Origin of the sequence: Nocardioides nematodiphilus (genome assembly GCF_020216525.1) — a bacterium.
GTDB lineage: Bacteria > Actinomycetota > Actinomycetes > Propionibacteriales > Nocardioidaceae > Nocardioides > Nocardioides nematodiphilus.
The window spans coordinates 111064-135003 of sequence record NZ_JAIWOY010000007.1 but is presented as its reverse complement, the minus strand read 5'-3'; the positions used below and the strand labels follow the sequence as shown (position 1 = coordinate 135003).

The window sequence follows — 23940 nt, the reverse complement described above, 5'->3', positions numbered from 1 at the left end:
GATGCGCACCGTTCTCTCCGCGCTGGCCAAGCCGTTCTCCGAGACCTCCGGCCTGGCCCGGTGGATGCTGGTCATCGGCATCGTGATGAGCGCCGTCTTCGTGTTCCTCGCGATCTTCGCGCCCTGGGTCGCCCCGTACGGCTTCGCGCAGGCCTCGGCCCACGGCACCGACTTCCCGAAGCTCGGCCACCCCGACGGCACGCACTGGTTCGGCACCGACCGGCTCTTCTTCGACGTCTACTCGCGCACCATCTGGGGCGCGCGCACGGCGATCGAGGTCGTGCTGCTCTCGATCCTGGTCTGCATCGTCGTCGGCGTGCCGCTCGGCCTGATCTCGGGCTACTACGGTGGCTGGCTGGACCGGATCCTGGTGCTGGTGATGGACGCCCTCTTCGCGTTCCCGTCGTTCCTGCTCGCGATCGTCTTCTCGTTCCTGCTGACCAACATCGTCGGCGGCTCGGTGATCGCGGTCTCGCTGTCGCTCTCGGCGATCTACATCCCGCAGTACTACCGCGTGGTGCGCAACACCACCGTGAGCGCCAAGGAGGCGACGTACGTCGAGGCCGCCCGCGCGATGGGCGCCTCCGACGGCGTGATCATGCGGCGCTACCTCTTCGGCAACGTCGTGCAGAGCGTGCCGGTCATCGGCACCCTCAACGCGGCCGACGCCATCCTGACCCTGGCCGGCCTCGGCTTCCTGGGGCTCGGGATCCAGTCGACCCAGGCCGCCGAGTGGGGCCACGACCTCAACCGCGCCCTGGCCGACGCCGGCTCGGGGGTCTGGTGGACGGGCCTCTACCCCGGTCTGGCGATCGTCCTGCTGGTCACCGCCCTGACCCTCGTCGGCGAGGGCCTCAACGAGACCCTCAACCCGACCCTGCGCCGGCGCCGTCTGCTGCCGGTGCTGCTGCCCGCACGTGTCGAGACGGAGGAGGTCCGATGAGCGACATGACTGCCGAGCCGGTGATCTCCGCACGCGACGTACGGGTCTGGTACGGCACCACCCGCGGCGCGATCCAGGCGGTCGACGGCGTCAGCTTCGACCTGCGCCCGGGGGAGACCCTGGGCCTGGTGGGGGAGTCCGGGTGCGGCAAGTCCACCCTGGGCCGCGGCCTGATGGGGCTCCTGCCCGAAGGCGCCAAGCGCGACGGCGAGGTCCGCTACCGCGGGCGCGACATCTTCGCGATGAGCGCGAAGGAGGCGTACGGCCTCCGGGGCTCGGACCTGGGCATGATCTTCCAGGAGCCGCTCACCCGACTGAACCCGCTCATGCGGATCTCCGAGCACTTCGAGGAGACCATCACCCAGCACGAGCCGAAGCTGTCCAAGGACGAGGTCCGCACCCGCGCGCTCGAAGCCCTGCGGATGATGGGCATCCCGCCGACCCGCTACCGCTCCTACCCGCACGAGTTCTCCGGCGGCATGCGGCAGCGACTGATGATCGCGCTGGCGCTGGTGCTGCGCCCGGCCTTCGTGGTCGCCGACGAGCCCACGACAGCGCTCGACGTCCTGGTCGAGGCTCAGATCGTGCAGATCCTCAACGACCTGCGCCGCAACTTCGACACCGCGCTGCTGCTGATCACGCACAACGTCGGGATCGTCGCGGAGGCCTGCGACCGGGTCGCGGTGATGTACGCCGGACGCATCGTCGAGCAGGGCACCGTCGCCGATGTGTTCAGCGACCCGCAGCACCCGTACACCCGGGAGCTGCTCGCCTCGACGATCTCGCTGAGCACGACCGGGCTGCGCTTCATCCCCGGCTCGCCGCCGGACCTGGTCGACCCGCCGGCCGGCTGCCGGTTCCACCCGCGCTGTCCCGATGCGATGCGCATCTGCGCGACCACCTCACCCGTCCCGACGACGCGGGAGGCCGGTGGCACCGTCGAGTGCTGGCTGCGTGGCCCCCGCGACCTGACGCCCGCGGAGCGGGCACCCCTGGCCCACGAGGAGCTGAGCGATGCAGACGAGGCCTGACGTGATCGGCGACGTGCTGATGGACGTACGCGGGCTGTCGGTCCACTACGGGCTGCGCGGCGGGACCCTCGGGCGGCTGCTCGGTCGCTCCTCGGGCACCGTCCGGGCCATCGACGGGGTCGACCTGCAGCTGCGCAAGGGCGAGGTCCTCGGCCTGGTCGGCGAGAGCGGCAGCGGCAAGACCACCCTGGGCCGTGCGCTGCTCGGTCTCGCGCCCGCGACCAGTGGCTCGATCCTCTTCCAGGATCGCGACATCGCCACGCTGAGCGGTCGCGAGCGCCGGGGGATCCGGCGCCACATCCAGATGGCGTTCCAGGACCCGAACGCCGCCCTCAACCCGTCCATGACGATCGAGGAGGCGGTCGGCGACGCGCTGCGCGTCCACGGCGTCACCTCGGCTGCCGAGCGGCGCGCCCGGGTGATCGAGACCCTCGAGCGGGTCGGGCTCTCACCGGTCGAGCTGTTCCTGTCGAAGTACCCGCGCGACCTCTCGGGCGGGCAGAAGCAGCGGGTGGTGCTCGCTCGGTCGATCATTCTCAACCCCGACGTCCTGGTCGCCGACGAGCCGATCTCGATGCTGGACATGTCGGTGCGCGCGAAGATCCTGCAGCTCATGCTCGACCTCAAGCAGGATCTCGGGCTCACCTACGTCTACATCACCCACGACCTGGCCAGCGCGAAGTACTTCTGCGACCGCATCGCGATCATGTACCTCGGCCGGGTCGTCGAGATCGGCCCGACCGAGGAGATCTTCGCCGAGCCGCGCCACCCGTACACCCAGGCGCTGCTGCGTGCCATCCCCGACCCCGACCCCTCCCGCACGGTCGCGCGCGACCTGCCCCGCGGCGAGATCCCGGACGCGGCCGCGCCGCCCACGGGCTGCTCCTTCCACCCGCGCTGCCCGGTCGCTCAGGCCGAGTGCGGCTGGGAGGGGCGCGACCTGCGCACCATGCTCGAGTCGCACTGGACCCGCGCCACGCCCGAGGAGTTCGTGCGCCAGGCCCAGCTGATCGGCGACCTGACCCACCTGGACACTCCCGGGGTGCAGTCGGTGACGCTGGGCGTGGGCGGTGCTGCGCCGGTGCAGGACCTCCTCAGCGGCATCCGCTCGGCCGAGGACGACCCGCTGTGGCGTGGCGTCGCCGAGGTGTCTCCCGAGGGCGAGGGCGTCCGGATGCGCTTCCACGACGGGGTCGACCCGGCCCTGCGCCGGGCAGGCGGCGTCGAGGTGGCCTGCGTGCTCTACCCCGAGACCCCCGCGCCGTAGCGGCACCGGTCGGGGTATCCTCGGAGGGACCGGCCCGGAGCAGCGTCGTCACGACCTGCTCTTCTCTGGGGCCGAGGGATCAGAATTCGCCGGGCTTCTGCGCGGCAGGACAGGACGTAGTGTGGCGGCAGAGGGTCGGCGTGCATCCGGGCGCGGTCGGGGCCAGCAGCAGCGCTCCCGTACGCGGCAGCGCGACGAGACCGGGCTGATCCCGGTCCTGGCGAAGGCCGTACGCGACGTGGAGATCAGCGTGCAGCGCGGTCGCCCCGAGGCGACCCGCTTCCAGGTCGTCGCCCTCCTGGTGCGTGAGGAGCGCCAGCGCCTCAAGTCCACGCCGGACCTGACCGAGCCCCAGCGCGCCGCCGAGCTCAAGCGCCTCGACGGCATCGCCACGATCCTGGCCCAGACCGCCGCTCGCGAGCCCGCCCTCTTCGGGCTGCTCGGCGAGGAGGCCGTCGAGACCGACGCCACCCGCCACCTGCGCCGCCAGCTCCTCGCCGCCGCCGGCCGGGAGCCCGAGCCGGAGGTCGAGAAGCCCGAGCCGACCGAGGCCCAGGCGGCCCGTACCGAGCGCCAGGTCGTGCCGACCTCGGTGGCCCGTGCGCAGCTCATGACCCCCTTCATGGTGCCGGACTTCTCCGCGGCGCCGCCGCGGGCCGAGACCCGCCGCCTCATCGGCTGGGACCTGATCAGCCCGCTGCTCAACTCCTTCGAGCACCCCGCGCCGGGCGTCTCGTCCTGCATGGAGCTGCCGGAGGCCCGCCCGGTGGGCGTGCTGCCGGCCGGCCTCACGCTGATGGACCACCAGTCCCGGCTGGTCGCCTCGGTCGTCGACGGCCACCGCACCTTCCTGCTCGCCGACGAGCCCGGCCTGGGCAAGACCGCCCAGTCGCTGCTCGCCGCGCAGGCCGCCGAGGCGTACCCGCTGCTGGTCGTCGTCCCCAACGTCGTGAAGACCAACTGGGCCCGTGAGGCGCAGCGCTGGACCCCGGGCCGCAGCGTCAGCGTCGTGCACGGTGACGGCCAGGACGTCGACGGCTTCGCCGACATCATCGTGCTCAACTACGAGATCCTCGACCGCCACGTGGGCTGGATCGGCGACCACGGCTTCCGCGGGATGATCGTGGACGAGGCGCACTTCATCAAGAACAAGAAGTCGCAGCGCTCCCAGCACGTCCTCGAGATCGCCGACCGGGTCCGTCAGCGGGTCGCGAACCCGCTGATGATGGCCCTGACCGGCACCCCGCTGATCAACGACGTCGAGGACTTCCTCACCATCTGGCAGTTCCTGGGCTGGATCACCGAGCGCTCGCCGCGCCCGCGTCTGATGGCCGCCCTGGAGGAGACCGGGATGACCCCGGCCGACTTCGGCTTCTATCCCGCCGCCCGTCAGGCCGTCGTGGACCAGGGCATCGTGCGTCGCCGCAAGGTCGACGTCGCCGCCGACATCCCCGCGCGCCGCATCGCCGACCTGCCGGTCGAGCTCGACGACGCCGAGGGCCGCTCCATCCGGGCCGCCGAGCGCGAGCTCGCGCTGCGCCTGATGAAGCGCTACGACTCCGCGATCGAGGCCCGCAAGGAGCACCGCGCGAAGATCGGCGGCACCGAGGTGGAGGGCATCGATCACGAGCTCGTCCGCCGCGTCGCGGGCTGGGAGGTCGCCGACGGCGACGAGTCCACCACCGGCGACAACGTCTTCTCGATGGTGCGCCGCATCGGCCGCGCCAAGGCCGGCCTGGCCGCCGACTACGCCGCCCAGCTGGCCCGCAGCGCGGGCAAGGTCGTCTTCTTCGCCAAGCACATCGACGTCATGGACGCCGCCGGCGAGGTCTTCGACAAGCGCGGGATCCGCTACACCGAGATCCGCGGCGACCAGTCCTCGACCGCCCGCACCAAGGCCATCGACGCCTTCGTCAACGAGCCCGAGGTCCAGGTCATCGTCTGCTCGCTCACCGCGGCAGGCGTCGGCGTCAACCTCCAGGTCGCCTCCGACGTCGTCCTGGCGGAGCTGTCGTGGACGGACGCCGAGCAGACCCAGGCCATCGACCGGGTCCACCGCATCGGCCAGACCGAGCCGGTCACCGCGTGGCGTGTCATCGCCGCGCAGACCCTGGACTCACGGATCGCCGAGCTGATCGACTCCAAGGCCGGGCTGGCCGCGGTCGCGCTCGACGGCGCCTCCGCCGACGAGCTCACCTCGACGGTCGACGTCCGGCTCGAGGCCCTGGTCTCGCTGCTCACCGACGCACTGGAGAAGCGGGAGTCGGCTGCGCTGTCGTTCTGAGTCAGCCCTGCTCGGCGGGCGGCTGGGGGAGCGGCGGCGGCGTGCCCCCGAACTCCGGGCACAGCGCCTGGTGGGCGCACCACGAGCACAGCTTGCTGGGGCTCGGTCGCCAGTCGCCCGTGCGCTCCGCGGTCCGGATCGCCTGCCAGATCGCCTCGACCTTGCGCTCGGTGGCGCGCAGGTCGGCCTCGTCCGGCTCGTACCGGAGCACCTCGCCGCTGCCCAGGTAGAGCAGCTGCAGCATCGCCGGGACCTCGCCGCGCACCTTCCACCAGACCAGCGCGTAGAACTTCATCTGGAAGAGCGCCTTGGCCTCGAACCCGGGGCGTGGAGCGCGCCCGGTCTTGTAGTCCACCACTCGGACCTCGCCGGTCGGCGCGACATCGAGGCGGTCGACGAAGCCGCGCAGCAGCAGCTTGGAGTCGAGCACCGCCTCGACGTAGAGCTCGCGCTCCGCAGGGTCGAGCCGGGAGGGGTCCTCGATGGTGAAGTAACGCTCGAGCACCGTGCGGCACGACGCCATCCACGAGGCCCGCTCGGCCTCGGGCAGCATCTCGGCGAGCTCCGGCTCGGCCTCCTGCAGCGCGGCCCAGGCCGGGGCGAGCATCCCCAGGGCGATGTCCGGCACCCGCTCGACCGCGGGGCGGTCGAAGAGGTCCTCGAGCACCTTGTGCACCACGGTGCCGCGGACCGCGTCCGGTGAGGGCGGCTCGGGCAGCCGGTCGACCTGGCGGAAGCGGTAGAGCAGCGGACAGGTCATGAAGTCCGAGGCGCGGCTCGGCGAGAGCGCGCCCAGCACCGTGACGCCGTCGACCGGGGTCGACAGCTGCTCGGCGGGGGAGATGCTCATGCTCAGGACCCTAGAACAGGCCACTGACAATGCCGACGCGATGTCCCGACAAGGCGCTCCGCGCCTGGGTCATCCGCTCACGGCCTGCGCCGGACCTCGTGCCTCGCTCGCGCAGCCGCTGACCCGCTCGCCTAAACTCACAGGGTGTCAGCACCAGAGCCTTCGCCTCAGCGCCCCCGACAGCCCGGAGCGATCCGGATCGGGAGCGTCGCGGGCAGCGACGTCCTCGTCACGCCGTCCTGGTTCCTGGTGGCGGCCGTCATCACGGTGTCGATGGCCCCGGTGGTCGAGTCCTTCGAGCCCGGCCTGGGTGCCCTGCGCTACCTCGCCGCCTTCCTCTTCGCGGTCGTCATCTACGGCTCGGTCCTGCTGCACGAGGCCGCGCACGCGATCGTGGCCAAGCGCCTGGGCTACCCGGTCGGGGACATCACGTTCCACTTCCTCGGCGGCGCCACCGAGGTCGAGGCCGAGGCCGTACGCCCGCGCGACGAGTTCCTCATCGCCGTCGTCGGTCCGCTGACCTCGCTGGTCGTGGCCGCCGCCGCGGCGCTCGCCTGGTGGGCGGGCCCCGACGGCCTGGTCCTGCTGGCCGTGGAGGGTCTGCTGTGGGCCAACGGCGTCGTCGGCGTGCTCAACATGGTCCCGGGGCTGCCGCTCGACGGCGGCCGCGTGATGAAGGCGGCCGTCTGGGGCGCCACCAAGAACATGCACCGCGGCACCCTCGTCGCGGGCTGGATCGGACGGATCGCCGCGGTCTGCGCCGTCGCCTGGGCCTTCGCCGCGGGTCTCGTCACCGGCAACGAGCCGTCGCTGTTCGATGTCCTCTTCGGGTTCCTCATCGGCATGTTCCTGTGGCAGGGCGCCACCGCCGCGATCGTGTCCGCGCGGATGCGCCAACGCCTGCCGCAGCTCGTCGCGCGCAACCTCGCCCGTCGTACGCTCGCGGTGCCCGCGGACCTCTCGATCGCCGAGGCCGTCCGACGTGCCCAGGAGGCGCAGGCCGGCAGCATCATCACCGTCACGGCGACGGGTCAGCCGATCGGCGTGGTGAGCGAGCCCGCCCTGCGCGCGACGCAGGACGATCGCCGCCCGTGGATGCCGATCTCGGCGGTCACCCGCGACCTGACGGCCGGGCTGAGCCTGCCGGCGACGATCCACGGCGAGGAGCTGATCCGCGCGATCGGGCAGACCCCGGCCACCGAGTACCTCCTGGTCGAGGAGGACGGCAGCGTCTACGGGGTCCTCTCGACGACCGATGTGGATGCTGCCTTCCAGAGCACCGGCCGATAACCTCAGCGCCATGTCCGACGCGCTCGACCCGACCCCTGACGCCGGCCCTGTGGCCACCTCCGACGCCAGCACCGACGTACCCGCCGAGGCGTGGTCCGGTGTCCACCGTGGCGTGCTGCGCGAGGGCGAGTGGGTCCGTCTCACCGACGCCAAGGGCCGCCGCCACAACTTCGAGCTCGTCGCCGGCAAGCGCTTCTTCTCCAACAAGGGCCACCTCGAGCACGACGACCTCATCGGTCGCGAGGAGGGCTTCACCATCGCCTCGTCCTCCGGCGGCGAGTACCTCGTCTTCCGTCCGCTGCTCAGCGAGTTCGTCGTCTCGATGCCGCGCGGCGCTGCGGTCGTCTACCCGAAGGACGCCGCCCAGATCGTCGCGATGGCCGACATCTTCCCGGGCGCCCACGTGGTCGAGGCCGGCGTCGGCTCGGGTGCGCTGACCTGCTCGCTGCTGCGCGCCGTCGGACCCTACGGCACGGTGACCTCCTTCGAGCGTCGTGAGGAGTTCGCCGACGTCGCCCGCAAGAACGTCGGGCAGTTCTTCGGCGCCGAGCCGCCGACCTGGTCGCTGCACCTGGGTGACCTCCAGGAGGAGCTCCCGAAGAAGGGCGCCACCGCCGATCGCGTCATCCTCGACATGCTCGCGCCGTGGGAGTGCGTGGACGCCGTCGCCGACGCGCTGCGTCCGGGCGGCATCATCTGCGGATACGTCGCGACCACCACCCAGATGTCCCTCTTCGTCGAGACGCTCCGCGCCCACGGCGGGTTCACCGAGCCGCAGGCGTGGGAGTCGCTCGTGCGTGACTGGCACGTGGAGGGCCTCGCGGTCCGCCCGGGTCACAAGATGATCGGCCACACGGCGTTCCTCGTCACGGCGCGCCGCCTCGCTCCGGGCGCCAAGCCGCCGCGCAAGACCCGCCGCCCGGCTCCCGGCGCGTACGGCGTCGACTACCGCGGTCCGCGCCCGGCCGACATGGCCGCGCCGGAGCTCGACGCGATCGCGGCCGTCGAGGTCTTCGACGACGCTGACACGCCGGAGAGCACCGAGGACTGAGGAGCGGGCCCAGGCGCGGAGCGTGCGAGTTTCACGCGGGGCGAGCGACGAAGATCCGGCGCGGACGCGCCCGGGCTGAGAATCACGCGTTCGTTTGTCCACCTCGCGGGTAAGGTCCCAAGCAGACCTACCTAGGAGGTGCGAGATGTCGACATCCGACGGTTTCAGCGGGTTCGGCTCCGAGGCCAGGCTCGCGGAGGCGGAGCGCTCGCTCGCGGCGTCCAACGCACAGAACGAGCGCCTGGCCTCGACCCTGCGCGACGCGCGTGACCAGATCCTGCGACTGCGCGAGGAGGTCGACCGCCTGGCGCAGCCCCCGGCGGGCTTCGGCACGTTCCTCAACGCCAACGAGGACGGCACGATCGACGTCTTCACCGGTGGTCGCAAGCTGCGGGTGACCGTCTCGCCCACGGTGGAGGTCGGCGCGCTGCAGCGCGGCCAGGAGGTCATGCTCAACGAGGCGCTCAACGTCGTCGCGGCGCTCGCCTTCGAGAAGGTCGGCGAGGTCGTGATGTTCAAGGAGCTGCTCGCCGACGGCGAGCGGGCCCTGGTCATCGCCAACGCCGACGAGGAGCGCGTCGTGCGGATCGCGGAGCCCCTGCTCGCCGACCGGATCCGCGCCGGCGACGCGCTGCTGATGGAGCCGCGCTCCGGCTACGTCTACGAGAAGGTCCCGAAGTCCGAGGTCGAGGAGCTCGTCCTCGAGGAGGTCCCGGACATCTCGTACGACTCGATCGGCGGCCTCGGGGAGCAGATCGAGATGATCACCGACGCGGTCGAGCTGCCCTACCTGTATCCCGAGCTCTTCACCGAGCACGAGCTGCGGCCGCCCAAGGGCATCCTGCTGTACGGCCCTCCGGGCTGCGGCAAGACGCTGATCGCGAAGGCGGTCGCCAACTCGCTGGCCAAGAAGGTCGCGGCCAGGACGGGCTCGGAGGGGAAGAGCTTCTTCCTCAACATCAAGGGCCCCGAGCTCCTCAACAAGTACGTCGGCGAGACCGAGCGGCACATCCGGCTCGTCTTCCAGCGCGCCCGGGAGAAGGCGTCGGCCGGCACCCCGGTGATCGTCTTCTTCGACGAGATGGACTCGCTCTTCCGCACCCGCGGCACCGGGGTGAGCTCGGACGTCGAGAACACCATCGTCCCGCAGCTGCTCAGCGAGATCGACGGTGTCGAGGCCCTCGAGAACGTCCTGGTCATCGGCGCCTCCAACCGCGAGGACATGATCGACCCCGCGATCCTGCGCCCCGGCCGCCTCGACGTGAAGATCAAGATCGAGCGCCCCGACGCCCAGGCCGCCCGCGACATCTTCAGCAAGTACCTCACCGCGACGCTCCCGCTGCACCCCGACGACCTCGCCGAGTTCGGCGGGGACCGGGTGGCCACCACCAACGCGATGATCGACACCACCGTGACGCGGATGTACACCGAGTCGGAGGAGAACCGCTTCCTGGAGGTCACCTACGCCAACGGTGACAAGGAGGTCCTCTACTTCAAGGACTTCAACTCCGGGGCGATGATCCAGAACATCGTCGACCGGGCCAAGAAGATGGCGATCAAGGACTTCCTGGACCACCAGCAGAAGGGGCTGCGGGTCTCGCACCTGCTCCAGGCCTGCGTGGACGAGTTCAAGGAGAACGAGGACCTGCCCAACACCACCAACCCCGACGACTGGGCGCGGATCTCCGGCAAGAAGGGGGAGCGGATCGTCTTCATCCGCACGCTCATCTCCGGCAAGCAGGGCTCCGAGCCGGGGCGGTCGATCGAGCAGGTCGCCGCGACGGGGCAGTACCTCTGAGTGCGTAGGCTCGCAGCATGAGCGTGAGGCGGGTGATGGGCACCGAGGTCGAGTACGGCATCTCGGTGGCCGGCCAGCCGCTGGCCAACCCGATGGTGGCGTCCTCGCAGATCGTCAACGCCTACGCGAGCGCCACCTTGAAGGCGCGGCGTGCTCGGTGGGACTTCGAGGAGGAGTCGCCGCTGCGCGACGCGCGCGGCTTCGACCTGTCGCGTGCCGCGGCCGACCCCAGCCAGCTCACCGACGAGGACCTCGGGCTGGCCAACATCATCCTGACCAACGGCGCCCGCCTGTACGTCGACCACGCCCATCCGGAGTACTCCACGCCCGAGGTGACCACGCCGCTCGACATCGTGCGCTGGGACAAGGCCGGCGAGCAGATCATGCTCGACGCGAGCCGGGCGGCGGCGCGGCTGCCGGGCAATCCCCAGATCACGCTCTACAAGAACAACACCGACAACAAGGGCGCCTCGTACGGCGCGCACGAGAACTTCCTGATGCGCCGCTCGACGCCGTTCCCCGAGATCGTGAAGCACCTGACGCCGTTCTTCGTCAGTCGCCAGGTCTTCGCCGGCGCGGGCCGGGTCGGCCTCGGGCAGGACGGCCGCGCACACGGCTTCCAGATCAGCCAGCGCGCGGACTTCTTCGAGACCGAGGTCGGCCTCGAGACCACGTTGAAGCGCCCGATCATCAACACCCGCGACGAGCCGCACGCCGACGCCGACAAGTACCGGCGTCTGCACGTGATCATCGGGGACGCCAACCTCGCGGAGGTCTCGACCTATCTCAAGGTCGGCACCACCTCGCTGGTGCTGGCGATGATCGAGGAGCGTTTCATCACCCGCGAGCTGGCTGTCGACAAGCCCGTGGCAGCGCTGCGCGCCGTCTCGCACGACCCCACTCTCCGGCACCGGGTCACGCTCAAGGACGGCCGCACGCTGACCGCGGTCCAGCTCCAGCTGGAGTACCTCGACCTGGCCAAGAAGTACGTCGAGGACCGGTTCGGCACCGACGTGGACCCCCAGACCGCCGACGTCCTCGCCCGCTGGGAGTCCGTCCTGGACCGGCTCGAGCGCGACCCGATGCTCTGCGCCGGCGAGCTCGACTGGGTCGCCAAGCTCAAGCTGCTGCAGTCGTACCGCGACCGCGACGGGCTGGACTGGGACGACGCCAAGCTGCACCTGATCGACCTGCAGTACGCCGACATCCGCCCGGAGAAGGGGCTGTACCACCGGCTCGTCAACGCCGGCCGGATCGAGCGGCTGATCGACACGCCCGCGGTCGAGACCGCGATGCACGAGCCTCCGACCGACACCCGCGCCTACTTCCGGGGCCGCTGCCTGGAGAAGTACTCGGACAATGTCGCCGCCGCGTCGTGGGACTCGGTGATCTTCGACCTGCCCGACCACGACTCGCTGCAGCGCATCCCGACGATGGACCCGCTGCGCGGCACGAAGGCCAGTGTCGGCGCGCTGATCGACTCGTGTCGGACGGCCTCCGACCTGTTTCGTGCCCTGACCCAGTAGGTTCTAGGTATGGCACAGGAACAGAAGCAGCCGCGGAAGTCTGACGCCCCCGAGGAGGCCGTCTCGGCCACCGAGACGAGCGATGTCGCCGAGCGCAAGGAAGCGCTCGACAACGACATCGACGACATCCTCGACGAGATCGACGACGTCCTCGAGACGAACGCCGAGGACTTCGTGAAGTCGTTCATCCAGAAGGGCGGCGAATGAGCGACTCGCGCATCCCGACGTCGTACATGACGCCGGGCAACTCGTCCTTCGCCGACTTCCTGGCGGCCAGCGCCCCTGACCTGCTGCCGTCGCGGCGCGCGCTGGCGCCCGGGTCCGCAGCCGAGCTCGCGCCGCACGGCACCACGATCGTGGCGGTGACGTTCCCCGGCGGCGTGGTGATGGCGGGCGACCGCCGCGCCACGATGGGCAACGTCATCGCCCAGCGTGACATCCAGAAGGTCTTCCCGGCCGACGAGTACTCCTGCGTCGGCATCGCCGGCACCGCGGGCCTCGCCGTCGAGATGGTGCGGCTCTTCCAGACCGAGCTCGAGCACTACGAGAAGATCGAGGGCACCACCCTCTCCATGGACGGCAAGGCCAACCGCCTCGCCGCCCTCATCCGGCAGAACCTCGGGATGGCCATGCAGGGCCTGGCCGTCGTACCGCTCTTCGCCGGCTTCGATCTCGAGTCGGGCATCGGCCGGATCTTCTCCTACGACGTCACCGGCGGCCGGTACGAGGAGACGTCGTTCCACTCCGTCGGCTCGGGCTCGATGTTCGCCCGCGGCGCGCTGAAGAAGCTCTACCGCCCCGAGCTCGACCAGGAGGGCGCCGTCACCGCGGTCATCCAGGCGCTCTACGACGCCGCCGACGACGACTCCGCGACCGGCGGGCCGGACCTCACCCGCCGGATCTTCCCGGTGGTCCACATCATCACGGCCGACGGCGGTCAGCGGCTGCCCGACGACGAGGTAGCGGCGATCGCCGACCGTGTGGTCGGGGGCCGGATGCAACGACCCGACGGACCGTACGCCGAGCTGGAGGGTGGCACTCGATGAGCAGGACGGGATCGCTCACGCTCAAGCCCGCCCTCCGGGCCTCGCTTCGCTCATTTCGTCGGGAGGGCATCGCATGAGCATGGGATTCGGGGGCTACGTCAGCCCGGAGCAGCTGATGAAGGACCGTGCGGACTTCGCCCGCAAGGGCATCTCCCGTGGGCGCTCGGTGGTCGGCCTGCAGTACGCCGACGGCCTGCTCTTCGTCTCGGAGAACCCGTCTGCGGCGCTGCACAAGGTCAGTGAGATCTACGACCGGATCGCGTTCGCCGCGGTCGGCCGCTACAACGAGTTCGAGAACCTGCGGATCGCGGGCGTACGACTCGCGGACATGCGCGGCTACTCCTACGACCGGCGCGACGTCACCGGGCGCGGGCTGGCCAACGCGTACGCCCAGACGCTCGGCGCGATCTTCTCCTCCGGCGGCGAGAAGCCGTACGAGGTGGAGCTGTTCGTCGGCGAGATCGGCGACACCGCGGCCGAGGACCAGCTCTACCGGCTGACCTATGACGGCCAGGTCGCCGACGAGCACGGCTACGCCGTGATGGGCGGCGCCGCCGAGGCGGTCGCCGGCTATCTCAAGGACCGCTACGCCGAGGGTGCCCCGCTCGACGAGGCGCTGAGGCTGGCGGTCGCGGCCCTCGGGCACTCGCCGGGCGGCAACGGCACGCCGGGCGCCGACCGGATCATCCCGGTGGAGGACCTCGAGGTCGCGATCCTGGATCGGACCCGCACCCAGCCGAGGAAGTTCTCCCGCTTCAGCCCTGCGCGCCTCGCCGAGATCCTCGGCGACCGGCTCGCGGAGACGGCGCCCGCAGAGGGCACCGACCCGGCGATCGCGCCGGGCGAGGTCAGCGGCCCCGACGCGGGCCACGACGTCGGGGGAGAGCCGCCCATCGCGCCTCCGCTGTGAGGTGCACGCCACGTCACCTGCGGGCGACGTGGTCGTTTGGCAGGTGACAAACTCGGGAAGGCTCCCTGCATGCGCTTCGTCCTGCCCTCATTCGCCGTGCTCGGCGCGCTCATCTCGCTGACCGCCTGCGGCGGCGGGGCGGCGCACACCGAGATCGAGCCGCTCGGCGGCTCGGCGTCGCCGACCGCGGATCCCGGCGAGGCAGCGACGGCTGCGGTGACGGCCTACGTCGCCGCGACGTCGCAGATCGCCGAGCACCCGAGCGAGGCCGCGCTCGACGGCGTGGCCACCCCGGCGTGGGCGTCGACGTTCGTCGGCAACTACCGCAAGAACGTCGCCGCGAAAGGCATGAAGTTCATCGGCACGAGCACGGTGGTCTCCGCAGACCCGACCGTGACCGGATCGACGGCGCGCGTCGACGCATGCGTCGACGGAACGCACACCTTCATCGTGCCCAAGGCGGCCTCGCACAGCGGGCCGCAGTCCCAGTCGGGGCCACGCGCCCGCTACACGTACCGGCTCCTCCTCCAGGACGACCGCTGGCTGGTCGACGACATCGAGATGGGGACCACGCCGTGCTGACGCGACTCCTGGCTGTGACAGGGCTGATCGTCGCCCTCCTGGTGATCGCTCAAGCGCCTTCCACGGCCGGCGTGACGTGCTGGACCGATCCGCAGACCAACGAGTACGTCTGCACCAAGCCCGGCTCCACCCAGCCGGGCGACCCGGGCACCGATCCGGGCGGCGGAAGCGGGCCGGCCCAACCCACCTGTCAGCTTGTGATGTACCCCAACGCCACCTTCTGCGTGGGCGAGAGCGCGTGCTACCAGGAGGACTGGCATCCGCCCTTCGTCCTGCCCGAGGGACCGAAGCCGCAGCCGGACTCCAAGCCGATGGTCCGTCGCTGCTATCCGCCGTATCCGCAGCAGGGCCCGCCCGGCGCAGAGATCTACTGGAGCGACAGCGGCACTCCGCCGACGCCGCCCCTCACCGTCCAGGCCCAGGAGGCGAAGGGGAAGCTGGACCTCGCCCTCCCGGCCCTCAGCACCAGCCCCGTCAACCGCACGCTCGTCACCGTGCCGACGTGGTTCTGGGTGACGGGCGCCCAGCCGACCCAGACCGGTAGCTCGGCCTTCGGCCTGGTCGCGATCGCAACCATCAGGTCGCTGAACATCAGGACCGGTGACGGCGCCACCCTCACCTGCCCGTGGACCACCTCGGCCGAGCAGGCCTCGACGGACTGCCAGCACGCCTATACCCAGGCCTCCTACGACGGAACAGCGAGCTGGGAGGGACGGCCCGCCTACGCGGTCTCGGCCTATGCCAGCTGGGACATCCACTTCGAGATGAACGGTGTCAGGATCGCCATCCCCGGGGAGGCCGGCACGATCGACGGACCCACGTCGACGGCGGTGCTGCGCGTCGACGAGGTCCAGACGATCGTCACCGACGCCCGCTGAGGGCCGCACAGGAGGAGTGGAGATGCCGATCGCCCTGCAGGCGGCATGGTGGGGATTCTTCGCCGGGGGAGCGCTGATCATCGGTGCGCTCATCGCATGGTTCGTCCGGGTGCCGCGGACGGTGATCGCGGCGGTGATGGCCTTCGGCGCCGGCGTCCTCATCTCGGCGCTGGCCTTCGACCTGGTCGACGAGGCCGAGTCGACCGGCGGCCTCACGCCGACGATCGTCGGCTTCCTCGCCGGCGCCCTGGTCTACGTGGGTGCGAACGTGGTGCTGGCGAGACGGGGAGCACAGCACCGCAAGCGATCGGGTGAGGAGCAGCCCTCCGAGGACGACCAGGCGGGCAGCGGCGCTGCGATCGCGATCGGCGCCCTGCTCGACGGCATCCCGGAGTCGATCGTGCTGGGGCTGTCCCTGCTCGGTGGCGGTGGGGTCGGCGTGCCGGTCCTCGTCGCGATCTTCATCTCCAACCTCCCCGAAGGCCTGTCCAGCGCCGCCGGGATGAAGGCCAACGGGCGCAGCGCCCGCTACGTGTTCACGGTGTGGACCGCGATCGCGATCGCCAGCGGGCTGGCCGGCCTCCTGGGTGCGGTCGCACTCGACGGTGCCGCACCCGAGACCATCGCGGTCATCACCGCCATCGCCGCCGGCGCCATCCTCGCCATGGTCGCCGACACGATGATCCCCGAGGCGTTCGACCGCGCCCACCTCTTCGCCGGGCTCATCACCACCCTCGGCTTCATCGCCGCGTTCACGATCCAACGCGCCTGATCCCATCGCCCGCAGGGCGGCTGCGAGTGCAGGGTGCCGAGCCGGCCGCATGACCCGCGCGCCCTCGGTAGCGTCCCGAGGACGAAGCGGATCACTACCCTGCGCGTCGACCTCCCGCAATCTGTGGACGGCGGGTCTAGTGTTTCAACATGGACCGGCGGATCTTCGGGATCGAGAACGAGTACGGCGTCACGTGCACGTTTCGCGGCCAGCGCAGGCTGAGCCCGGACGAGGTCGCGCGCTACCTGTTCCGCAAGGTGGTGAGCTGGGGCCGTTCGAGCAACGTGTTCCTCAAGAACGGCGCGCGGCTCTATCTCGACGTCGGCAGTCACCCCGAGTACGCCACGCCCGAGTGTGACGACGTCGTCGACGTCGTCACCCACGACAAGGCGGGGGAGCGGATCCTCGAGGGCCTGCTCCTCGACGCCGAGCAGCGCCTGCACGACGAGGGCATCGCCGGTGAGATCTACCTGTTCAAGAACAACACCGACTCGGCCGGCAACTCCTACGGCTGCCACGAGAACTACCTGGTCAGCCGCCAGGGCGAGTTCAGCCGCCTCGCCGACGTCCTCATCCCGTTCCTCGTCACCCGCCAGTTGATCGTCGGGGCCGGGAAGGTCACCCAGACGCCGCGCGGCGCCTCGTACAGCGTCTCCCAGCGCGCCGAGCACATCTGGGAGGGCGTCTCCAGCGCCACCACCCGCTCGCGTCCGATCATCAACACCCGCGACGAGCCGCACGCGGACGCGGAGAAGTACCGCCGCCTGCACGTCATCGTCGGTGACTCGAACATGTCCGAGACGACCACCATGCTCAAGCTCGCCACGTGCGACCTCGTGCTGCGGATGATCGAGGAGGGCGTGGTGATGCGCGACCTCACGATGGAGAACCCGATCCGCGCGATCCGCGAGATCGCCCACGACATGAGCGGCCAGCGCAAGATCCGCCTCGCCAACGGCCGCGAGGCGAGCGCGTTGGAGATCCAGGCCGAGTACCTCACCAAGGCCCGCGACTTCGTCGATCGCCGCCAGCTCTCCACACCCACCATCGAGCGAGCGCTCGACCTGTGGGAGCGGGGTCTCAAGGCGATCGAGTCCGGCGACCTCAGCCTGGTCGACCGGGAGATCGACTGGGTGATCAAGTGGAAGCTCATCGAGCGTTACCGCGCCAAGCACGACCTCCCGCTGGGCCACGCCCGGATCGCCCAGCTCGACCTGGCCTACCACGACATCCACCGCGGGCGGGGGCTCTACTACCTGCTGGAGAAGAAGGGCGCGGTCGCGCGCGTGACCACGGACCTCAAGACCTTCGAGGCCAAGTCCGTCCCGCCCCAGCACACGCGTGCCCGGCTGCGTGGCGAGTTCATCAAGATGGCCCAGGAGAAGCGGCGCGACTTCACCGTGGACTGGGTCCACCTCAAGCTCAACGACCAGGCCCAGCGCACCGTCCTGTGCAAGGACCCGTTCCGCTCCCACGACGACCGGGTGCAGCGCCTCATCGACGGGATGTGAGCCGGTTCAGCCATGCCTCAGGCTGAGCCGTTAAGGTTCACCTGCTCCTACCGCCGAACCGAAGGTCCCATCGTGCGTCTGCGTCGTACCGCGTCCCTCGTCGTGCCCGCCCTGCTCCTGCCCGCCCTGGTGGCGTGCGGCAGCACCAAGGTCGGCTACGGCGACGCCACCACCACCGGCTTCGAGGGCGTCACGATCTCCGGCGCGCCGGGCAAGGCCCCCGACGTGAAGTGGAAGAGCGGGATCGCCTACCCGTCCAAGACGGTCGCCAAGACCCTTGTCAAGGGCAGCGGCGCGGCCGTCGCCTCGGGCGACAGCGTCAGCGCCAACATCTGGATCGGCGACGGCACCACCAAGCTCCAGGCCTACAGCGACTACGCCAACGGCCAGCCCGAGACCCTCACGCTCTCCAAGCTGGGCGAGGAGTGGAAGACGATCCTCAAGGGCGCCCACTACGGTGACCGGATCGCGGCCGTCGTGGCCTCCGACAAGCTGCTCGGCGCGGCCGGCAACCCCGAGATGGGGATCGGCACCAAGGACAGCCTCCTGGTGATCATCGATCTCGTCGAGAAGACCACCCCGGAGCCGAGCCCGTCGGCCAGCCCGACCACGCCCGCCGTCCCGGCGCTGAAGGCACCGAAAGGCAAGACGGTCGCCGCCCCGGCGTGGGCGCCCAGGCCGGTCCTGACCGGCGGCCCGACGTCCGCGCCGACCGGGATGAGCTTCCAGGGTGTGCCGAAGCCGAAGAAGAACGGACCGCTCAAGAAGGCGTACCTGATCAAGGGCACCGGCGCGAAGGTCCAGGCGAGCGACAAGATCACGATCAACTACTTCGGCACGCTCTACAACGGCAAGAAGCCGTTCGACCAGAGCTACACGGGCGCCCCGCTGGCGAGCCAGCCGCTGGCCGGGTTCGTGGAGGGCTGGAAGAAGGGCCTGGTCGGGGTGCCGGTCGGCAGCCGCGTCCTCCTGGAGGTCCCGCCGGCGCTCGGCTACGGCGCCCAGGGCAAGGGCTCCGTGCCGCCCAACGCGACCATGTACTTCGTCGTCGACGTCCTCGGCATCGGCTGACGCACCACCGGTTCCTGAGGGTCGTTCAGGGCGCGCTCAGACTCGCGACCTAGCCTGACCAGAGTTCCCCCGCACCCCACCCGAAGGTCCTCTCACGTGTCTTCCCGTCTCCACCGTCCTGCCCTCGCCCTGATCCCGGTGCTCCTGCTCCCGACCCTCGTCGCCTGCGGCGGATCGGACGACAACACCAAGGACGGCGCCACCAGCACGGGCCTGAGCCAGGTCTCCTTCACCGGTGACGTCGGCAAGGAGATCACCGCGACCTGGAAGAAGCCGGTCGCCAAGCCGACGTCGACCAGCGTCACCACCCTGGTGAAGGGCAGCGGCGACAAGATCACGTCCACCGACACGGTCAACGCCTACCTGTGGATCGCCGACGGCACCACCAAGAAGCAGACCTTCAGCGACTACGACCAGGGCAAGCCTGAGGCGCTGCCGAACAACGGCCAGCTCGGCCCGGTCTTCGACAAGCTCTTCAGCGGGCAGACGTACGGCTCGCGGGTGGTGGCCGTGACCACCCCGGAGGACCTGCTCGGCTCGGCTGACGCGGCGTCCCAGCTCGGCCTGGGCAAGAACGACAGCCTCGTCGTCGTCGCCGACCTCGTCGAGAAGGCGGCGGTCTCGCCGACGCCGACCGACGACAAGGTGCACGACGTCTCGCCGAGCATGATGCCGAGAATCATCAGCAAGAACGGCAAGCCGACCGGCCTCGACTTCAAGGGTCTCTCCGAGCCCGACCTGACCACTCCGGTGCACCGCCTCTTCCTCAAGAAGGGCACCGGCAAGAAGGTCACGGAGAACTCGAAGGTGACGATCAACTACCTGGGCGAGACGTTCAACGCCAAGGAGCCCTTCGACGAGAGCTACAGCAAGACGCCGTACACCAACACCCTCACCAGCCTGGTGAAGGGTTGGCAGATCGGCCTCGAGGGCGTCCCGGTCGGCAGCCGCGTGCTCCTCGCGATGCCGCCCGCCTTCGGTTACGGCGCGCAGGGCAGCGGTGACAAGATCGCCGGCAACGCTACGCTCTGGTTCGTGATCGACGTCCTGAAGGCCTCCTAGCCCTATGGCGGCAGCCAAGACCGAGCGCCTGATGAACCTGCTCATCATGCTGCTCGTCCAGCGTGGCTACGTCGGGCGCGATCGCATCCGCGAGCTGCTCTACAAGGACTCCTCCGACGAGGCCTTCGAGCGGATGTTCGAGCGCGACAAGGAAGAGCTGCGCAGTCTCGGCGTGCCGATCGAGACCGGTTCGTACGACCCACTGTTCGAGGACGAGGGCGGCTACCGGATCAGCCCCGACGCGTTCGCGCTGCCGGCCATCGAGCTCACCGCCGACGAGGCTGCCGTCGTCGGCCTGGCCACCAAGGTGTGGGAGCACGCCCGGCTCGCGGACGCGACCACCGAGGCGGTCCGCAAGCTGACCGCCGCGGGCGCCGAGATCGACGTCGCCGCCCTCGACCTGGTCTCGCCGCGCCTGGCCGCCGAGGAGCCGTCCTTCGACGTGTTCCTCGAAGCGGTCAACCACCGGATCCCGGTCCGCTTCGACTACCGCACGTCAGGCAGTCCCGACGCGGTCGCACGCCACCTCCAGCCCTGGGGCGTGGTCCGGTTCTCCGGCCGCTGGTACGTGGTGGGGCACGACCTGGACAAGGACGACCAGCGCGTCTTCCGCCTGTCGCGCGTCGTCGGCAGCGCCCGTCTCGACGGCACGCCCGGGACCTACGAGATCCCCGAGGGCGTCGACGTGCGCGCCATCGCGCACGCCACCCTGCGTCCCGACCGGCCCGCCGAGCCGGCCACGCTGCTCGTCCGGCGCGGGGCCGGGCACATGCTGCGCCGCCACGCCGCTCAGATCGAGCAGGTCGACGCCGACTGGGAGCGCCTGCACCTGCCGACCCCGCCGGCCGATCTGGCCGACGAGGTCCTCGGCCACGGAGCCGACGTGATCGTCGAGTCACCCGCGACGCTGCGCGCGAGCGTCATCGCCCGCCTCCAGGGGGTGCTGGCGTGAAGACGTCACCTGCGGCTTCGAGCGGGGCCAAGGAGCAGGTCGCACGCCTGCTCACCCTGGTGCCGTTCCTGCACGCCCGCGGGGGAGTGCGCCTCGACGAGGCGGCCGCCGCGCTCGGCGTACCGGAGAAGCAGCTCGTCAAGGACCTGCGCGTGCTCTTCATGTGCGGCCTGCCCGAAGGTCTGCCCGACGACCTCATCGACGTCGATCTCGAGGCCCTGACCGAGCAGGACGGCGACCGGGTCATCCGGATCTCGAACGCCGACTACCTCTCGCGCCCGCTGCGCCTGTCGACCAACGAGGCCACCGCACTGATCGTCGCGCTGCGTGCCCTGCGTGGCGGTGCCATCACCGAGGAGGCCTCGGAGGTCGTCGACCGGGCGCTCGCCAAGCTCGAGCAGGCCGCCGCCGGCGCCACCGTGCCCGTCGAGGTGCCGATCGCCCCCGACGAGCGGGCGTACGCGGCGCGCAAGGCGCTGCTCCAGCGCGCGGTGAGTGAGCATCGCCAGGTCGAGCTCGCCTACTTCGTGCCGGCCCGCGACGAGGAGTCCACCCGTACGGTCGACCCGCGCGGGGTCGTGGCCCACCAGGGCGTCGACTACCTCGACGCCTACTGCCACAGTGCCGAGGCGCCGCGCCTGTTCCGGCTCGACCGGATCCGGGAGGCGACCCTGCTGGACACGCCGATCGCGACCGAGCCGACCACCCCGCGCAGCCTGGCCGAGGGCCTGTTCGCCGCGGGCGAGGACCTGCTCACCGTGACGCTCCACCTGCAGCCGCAGGCTCGCTGGGTGACCGAGTACTACCCGGTCGAGGACGTCCGCCAGCAGCAGGACGGCAGCCTCGAGGTCGACCTCCGCGTGGCCGACCGGCGCTGGCTGCGCCGCCTGCTGCTGCGCCTCGCCCCGTACGCCACGGTGGTGGCTCCGGTCGAGCTCGCCGCAGACCTGCGCGATGCGGCCGAGGCGACCCTGGCGCTCTACGCGTAAGATTTCACAAGTCCCCAACGAACGACGACGAGGTGCTTCACATGTTCCCCCTGATCGACATGCCCGGTGGCTGGGAATGGCTCATCATCCTGGTGATCGTGATCCTCGTCTTCGGTGCCGCCAAGCTGCCGGAGCTCGCCCGCGGCACGGGCCAGGCGCTGCGTATCTTCAAGGCCGAGACCAAGGGCCTGCGCGACGACGACAAGGGCGAGAAGCCGACGCTGACGGCTGAGCAGGTGGCGACGAGCCCGGAGGCTCAGCAGATCGAGCAGGCGAAGATCGCGCAGCAGGCCGAGCTCGACCGTCGCCAGGCCGAGCTGGACGCGGAGCGCGCGCGCCTGCAGCAGCCCGACGCCTGACCCAGGACCCCACCTTGTCCCTGTCGGGCGTCGTCGGCCTCCTCAGTGGCCGACCCGTTCACCCCGTCGGTGCTGACGGCCGGATGGCGCTCTCGGACCACTTCCGCGAGCTCCGCGCGCGCGTCCTCAAGATCGCGCTCATCCTGGCCATCAGCTTCGGCGTGATGCTGTTCTTCAACGACCAGCTCTTCGATCTCGTCGCGAACCCGTACCTCGACGCCCAGCGGGCGCTGGGCAGTGGCAGGACCGAGGCGATCACCGAAGGCGTCGGTGGCGGCTTCCTGCTCTTCTTCAAGCTGCCCGCCTTCGCCGGCCTGGTGGTCTCGGCACCACTGTGGCTCTACCAGATCTGGGCGTTCATCCTGCCCGCGCTGCTGCCCAAGGAGAAGCGCTGGTCGGCGATCTTCGTCGCCTTCGCGGGCCCGCTGTTCCTGATCGGCGTCGCGATCGGCTACCTCACGCTCCCCAAGGGCGTCGAGATCCTGATCAGCTTCAACCACGACGGCGTCAAGAACCTGGTGGAGTTCAACGACTACCTCTCGTTCTTCCTGCGCACCCTGCTCGTGTTCGGCATCGCCTTCGAGATCCCCGTCTTCGTGGTGATGCTCAACCGCGTCGGCGTGCTGCCGGCCCGCGCCCTCAAGGCGACCCGGCCGTGGATCATCATCGGCATCTTCGTCTTCGCCGCCGCCGCCACACCGTCGACCGATCCGCTCACGATGACGTTCATGGCGGTGCCGATGTGCATCCTGTACGGCATCTCCGAGGTCATCGCCCGGGTCCACGACCGGCGCAAGATCGACAACCGGCCCTATGCCGGTCTCGACCCCGATCAGCCCTCGCCGCTGCCGCGCGACTGACATGATCAGCGCATGACCAGCGCAGCCGGCCGTCGCATCGCGTTCCTCTCCAACCCGGCCTCCGGGGCCGGCGAAGGACACGTGGGCCGGGATCGTGTCATCGCGCACCTGCGGGCCGCCGGCGCCGAGGTCACCGACGTCGTCGGGCACGATCCGGCCGAGTCCCTGACGCTCGTCCACAAGGCGATCGCGGACGGGGTCGACACCGTGGTCGTCAGCGGCGGCGACGGCCTGATCCACCTCGCCGTCCAGGCGCTGGCCGGCACCCAGGTCGCGCTCGGCATCCTGCCGGCGGGCACCGGCAACGACGCCGCCCGGGCGCTGGAGATCCCGCTCGGCGACCCCATCGCAGCCGCCGAGGTCGTGCTGCGCGACCGCCGTCGCGCGATCGACCTGGGCCGCTCCGGCGACGTCTGGTTCCTCACGGTCCTGGCCACCGGCTTCGACGCGCTGGCCGCCAGGCGCGGCGGGGAGATGACCTGGCCCACCGGGCCGCTGCGCTACACGGTCGCGGTCGCGGCCGAGCTGCCCCGTTTCAGGCCGCTGCACTACACCTTGTCGCTGGACGGCGTCGAGCGCACCGTGGAGGCGATGCTGGTCTCGGTCGCCAACCTCGACCACTTCGGCGGCGGGATGAAGATCGGCGTCGGCGCGAGCTTCGACGACGGCCTGTTCGACGTGATCATCGTGAAGAAGCTGACCCGTCTGCAGCTCGTCCGGTTCTTCCCGACGGTCAAGACCGGCGCGCACGTGCACAACCCCGCGTACGAGCGTGTCCGGGCGCGCACCGTGAGCATCGCGATCACCCCGCCGGTCACCTCGTACGCCGACGGCGAGCGCTTCGCCGACGTACCGCTGACGGTGGAGTGCGTGCCGGGGGCGTTGACCGTCCTGCACTGAAGGGCCGC

23 protein-coding genes are annotated in these 23940 nt (G+C 70.4%); 22 read left to right on the top strand and 1 reads right to left on the bottom strand.

Features of this window, described 5'->3' with window-relative positions:
• Position 1 precedes the first annotated feature (1 nt).
• From KSO98_RS12965 to KSO98_RS12950, 4 genes are all read left to right on the top strand, one after another.
• Positions 2-943, top strand: a complete 942-nt coding sequence (locus tag KSO98_RS12965; protein ID WP_225286033.1) for an ABC transporter permease — start codon at positions 2-4, stop codon at positions 941-943.
• Positions 940-1974, top strand: a complete 1035-nt coding sequence (locus tag KSO98_RS12960) for an ABC transporter ATP-binding protein (protein ID WP_225286032.1) — start codon at positions 940-942, stop codon at positions 1972-1974. The genes KSO98_RS12965 and KSO98_RS12960 overlap by 4 nt, the downstream gene beginning before the upstream one ends.
• Entirely contained in the window at positions 1958-3241 is a 1284-nt protein-coding gene (locus KSO98_RS12955) for an ABC transporter ATP-binding protein (protein WP_225286030.1), read from the top strand. The genes KSO98_RS12960 and KSO98_RS12955 overlap by 17 nt, the downstream gene beginning before the upstream one ends.
• Positions 3242-3362: 121 nt before the next feature.
• Positions 3363-5525: a DEAD/DEAH box helicase gene (locus tag KSO98_RS12950; protein ID WP_225286029.1), complete on the top strand. Its 2163-nt coding sequence runs from the start codon at positions 3363-3365 to the stop codon at positions 5523-5525.
• Between the two features lies 1 nt (position 5526).
• Here KSO98_RS12950 and KSO98_RS12945 read toward each other — a convergent pair whose 3' ends face one another.
• Positions 5527-6375 (bottom strand): RecB family exonuclease, encoded by an 849-nt coding sequence (locus tag KSO98_RS12945; protein WP_225286028.1) that lies wholly within the window; start codon positions 6373-6375, stop codon positions 5527-5529.
• A 144-nt stretch (positions 6376-6519) separates the two neighbouring features.
• Here KSO98_RS12945 and KSO98_RS12940 point away from each other — a divergent pair, with 144 nt between their 5' ends.
• The 18 genes from KSO98_RS12940 to KSO98_RS12855 all read left to right on the top strand — a co-directional run bounded on the left by KSO98_RS12940 (position 6520) and on the right by KSO98_RS12855 (position 23932).
• A complete protein-coding gene (locus tag KSO98_RS12940) occupies positions 6520-7665 on the top strand; it encodes a site-2 protease family protein (protein ID WP_225286027.1) in 1146 nt (381 codons plus the stop codon).
• 10 nt (positions 7666-7675) lie between these two features.
• Positions 7676-8716: a tRNA (adenine-N1)-methyltransferase gene (locus tag KSO98_RS12935; RefSeq protein WP_225286026.1), complete on the top strand. Its 1041-nt coding sequence runs from the start codon at positions 7676-7678 to the stop codon at positions 8714-8716.
• 145 nt (positions 8717-8861) lie between these two features.
• Positions 8862-10514, top strand: a complete 1653-nt coding sequence (arc, locus tag KSO98_RS12930; protein ID WP_225286025.1) for a proteasome ATPase — start codon at positions 8862-8864, stop codon at positions 10512-10514.
• A gap of 17 nt (positions 10515-10531) precedes the next feature.
• On the top strand, positions 10532-12040 hold the full coding sequence (gene dop / locus KSO98_RS12925) for a depupylase/deamidase Dop (protein ID WP_263642733.1): 1509 nt from the start codon (positions 10532-10534) through the stop codon (positions 12038-12040).
• Positions 12041-12049: 9 nt separating this feature from the next.
• On the top strand, positions 12050-12247 hold the full coding sequence (locus KSO98_RS12920) for a ubiquitin-like protein Pup (protein ID WP_225286024.1): 198 nt from the start codon (positions 12050-12052) through the stop codon (positions 12245-12247).
• Complete coding sequence (prcB, locus tag KSO98_RS12915) at positions 12244-13086, top strand: proteasome subunit beta (RefSeq protein ID WP_225286023.1); 843 nt, start codon at positions 12244-12246, stop codon at positions 13084-13086. The genes KSO98_RS12920 and prcB overlap by 4 nt, the downstream gene beginning before the upstream one ends.
• A 73-nt stretch (positions 13087-13159) precedes the next feature.
• Positions 13160-13996, top strand: coding sequence for a proteasome subunit alpha (gene prcA, locus KSO98_RS12910; protein ID WP_225286022.1), 837 nt, complete (start codon positions 13160-13162; stop codon positions 13994-13996).
• Between the two features lie 69 nt (positions 13997-14065).
• Positions 14066-14578 (top strand): hypothetical protein, encoded by a 513-nt coding sequence (locus tag KSO98_RS12905; protein ID WP_225286021.1) that lies wholly within the window; start codon positions 14066-14068, stop codon positions 14576-14578.
• On the top strand, positions 14572-15456 hold the full coding sequence (locus KSO98_RS12900; protein ID WP_225286020.1) for a hypothetical protein: 885 nt from the start codon (positions 14572-14574) through the stop codon (positions 15454-15456). Before KSO98_RS12905 ends, KSO98_RS12900 begins: the two co-directional genes overlap by 7 nt.
• A gap of 22 nt (positions 15457-15478) precedes the next feature.
• Positions 15479-16228 (top strand): ZIP family metal transporter, encoded by a 750-nt coding sequence (locus KSO98_RS12895; protein ID WP_225286019.1) that lies wholly within the window; start codon positions 15479-15481, stop codon positions 16226-16228.
• A 149-nt stretch (positions 16229-16377) separates the two neighbouring features.
• Positions 16378-17739, top strand: coding sequence for a Pup--protein ligase (gene pafA / locus KSO98_RS12890; RefSeq protein WP_225286017.1), 1362 nt, complete (start codon positions 16378-16380; stop codon positions 17737-17739).
• 72 nt (positions 17740-17811) lie between these two features.
• Positions 17812-18810 carry an FKBP-type peptidyl-prolyl cis-trans isomerase gene (locus KSO98_RS12885; protein WP_225286016.1) on the top strand — a complete coding sequence of 333 codons (999 nt, stop codon included), beginning with the start codon at positions 17812-17814 and terminating at the stop codon, positions 18808-18810.
• A 96-nt stretch (positions 18811-18906) separates the two neighbouring features.
• Positions 18907-19872 carry an FKBP-type peptidyl-prolyl cis-trans isomerase gene (locus KSO98_RS18950; protein ID WP_225286015.1) on the top strand — a complete coding sequence of 322 codons (966 nt, stop codon included), beginning with the start codon at positions 18907-18909 and terminating at the stop codon, positions 19870-19872.
• Between the two features lie 4 nt (positions 19873-19876).
• Complete coding sequence (locus tag KSO98_RS12875) at positions 19877-20824, top strand: helix-turn-helix transcriptional regulator (RefSeq protein ID WP_225286014.1); 948 nt, start codon at positions 19877-19879, stop codon at positions 20822-20824.
• Positions 20821-21813: a helix-turn-helix transcriptional regulator gene (locus KSO98_RS18945; RefSeq protein WP_225286013.1), complete on the top strand. Its 993-nt coding sequence runs from the start codon at positions 20821-20823 to the stop codon at positions 21811-21813. The genes KSO98_RS12875 and KSO98_RS18945 overlap by 4 nt, the downstream gene beginning before the upstream one ends.
• A 41-nt stretch (positions 21814-21854) precedes the next feature.
• Positions 21855-22172: a Sec-independent protein translocase subunit TatA gene (tatA, locus tag KSO98_RS12865; RefSeq protein WP_225286012.1), complete on the top strand. Its 318-nt coding sequence runs from the start codon at positions 21855-21857 to the stop codon at positions 22170-22172.
• Between the two features lie 14 nt (positions 22173-22186).
• Positions 22187-23032 carry a twin-arginine translocase subunit TatC gene (gene tatC, locus KSO98_RS12860; RefSeq protein WP_225286011.1) on the top strand — a complete coding sequence of 282 codons (846 nt, stop codon included), beginning with the start codon at positions 22187-22189 and terminating at the stop codon, positions 23030-23032.
• A gap of 12 nt (positions 23033-23044) precedes the next feature.
• Positions 23045-23932 (top strand): diacylglycerol/lipid kinase family protein, encoded by an 888-nt coding sequence (locus tag KSO98_RS12855; protein ID WP_225286010.1) that lies wholly within the window; start codon positions 23045-23047, stop codon positions 23930-23932.
• The last annotated feature ends 8 nt before the right edge of the window (positions 23933-23940 follow it).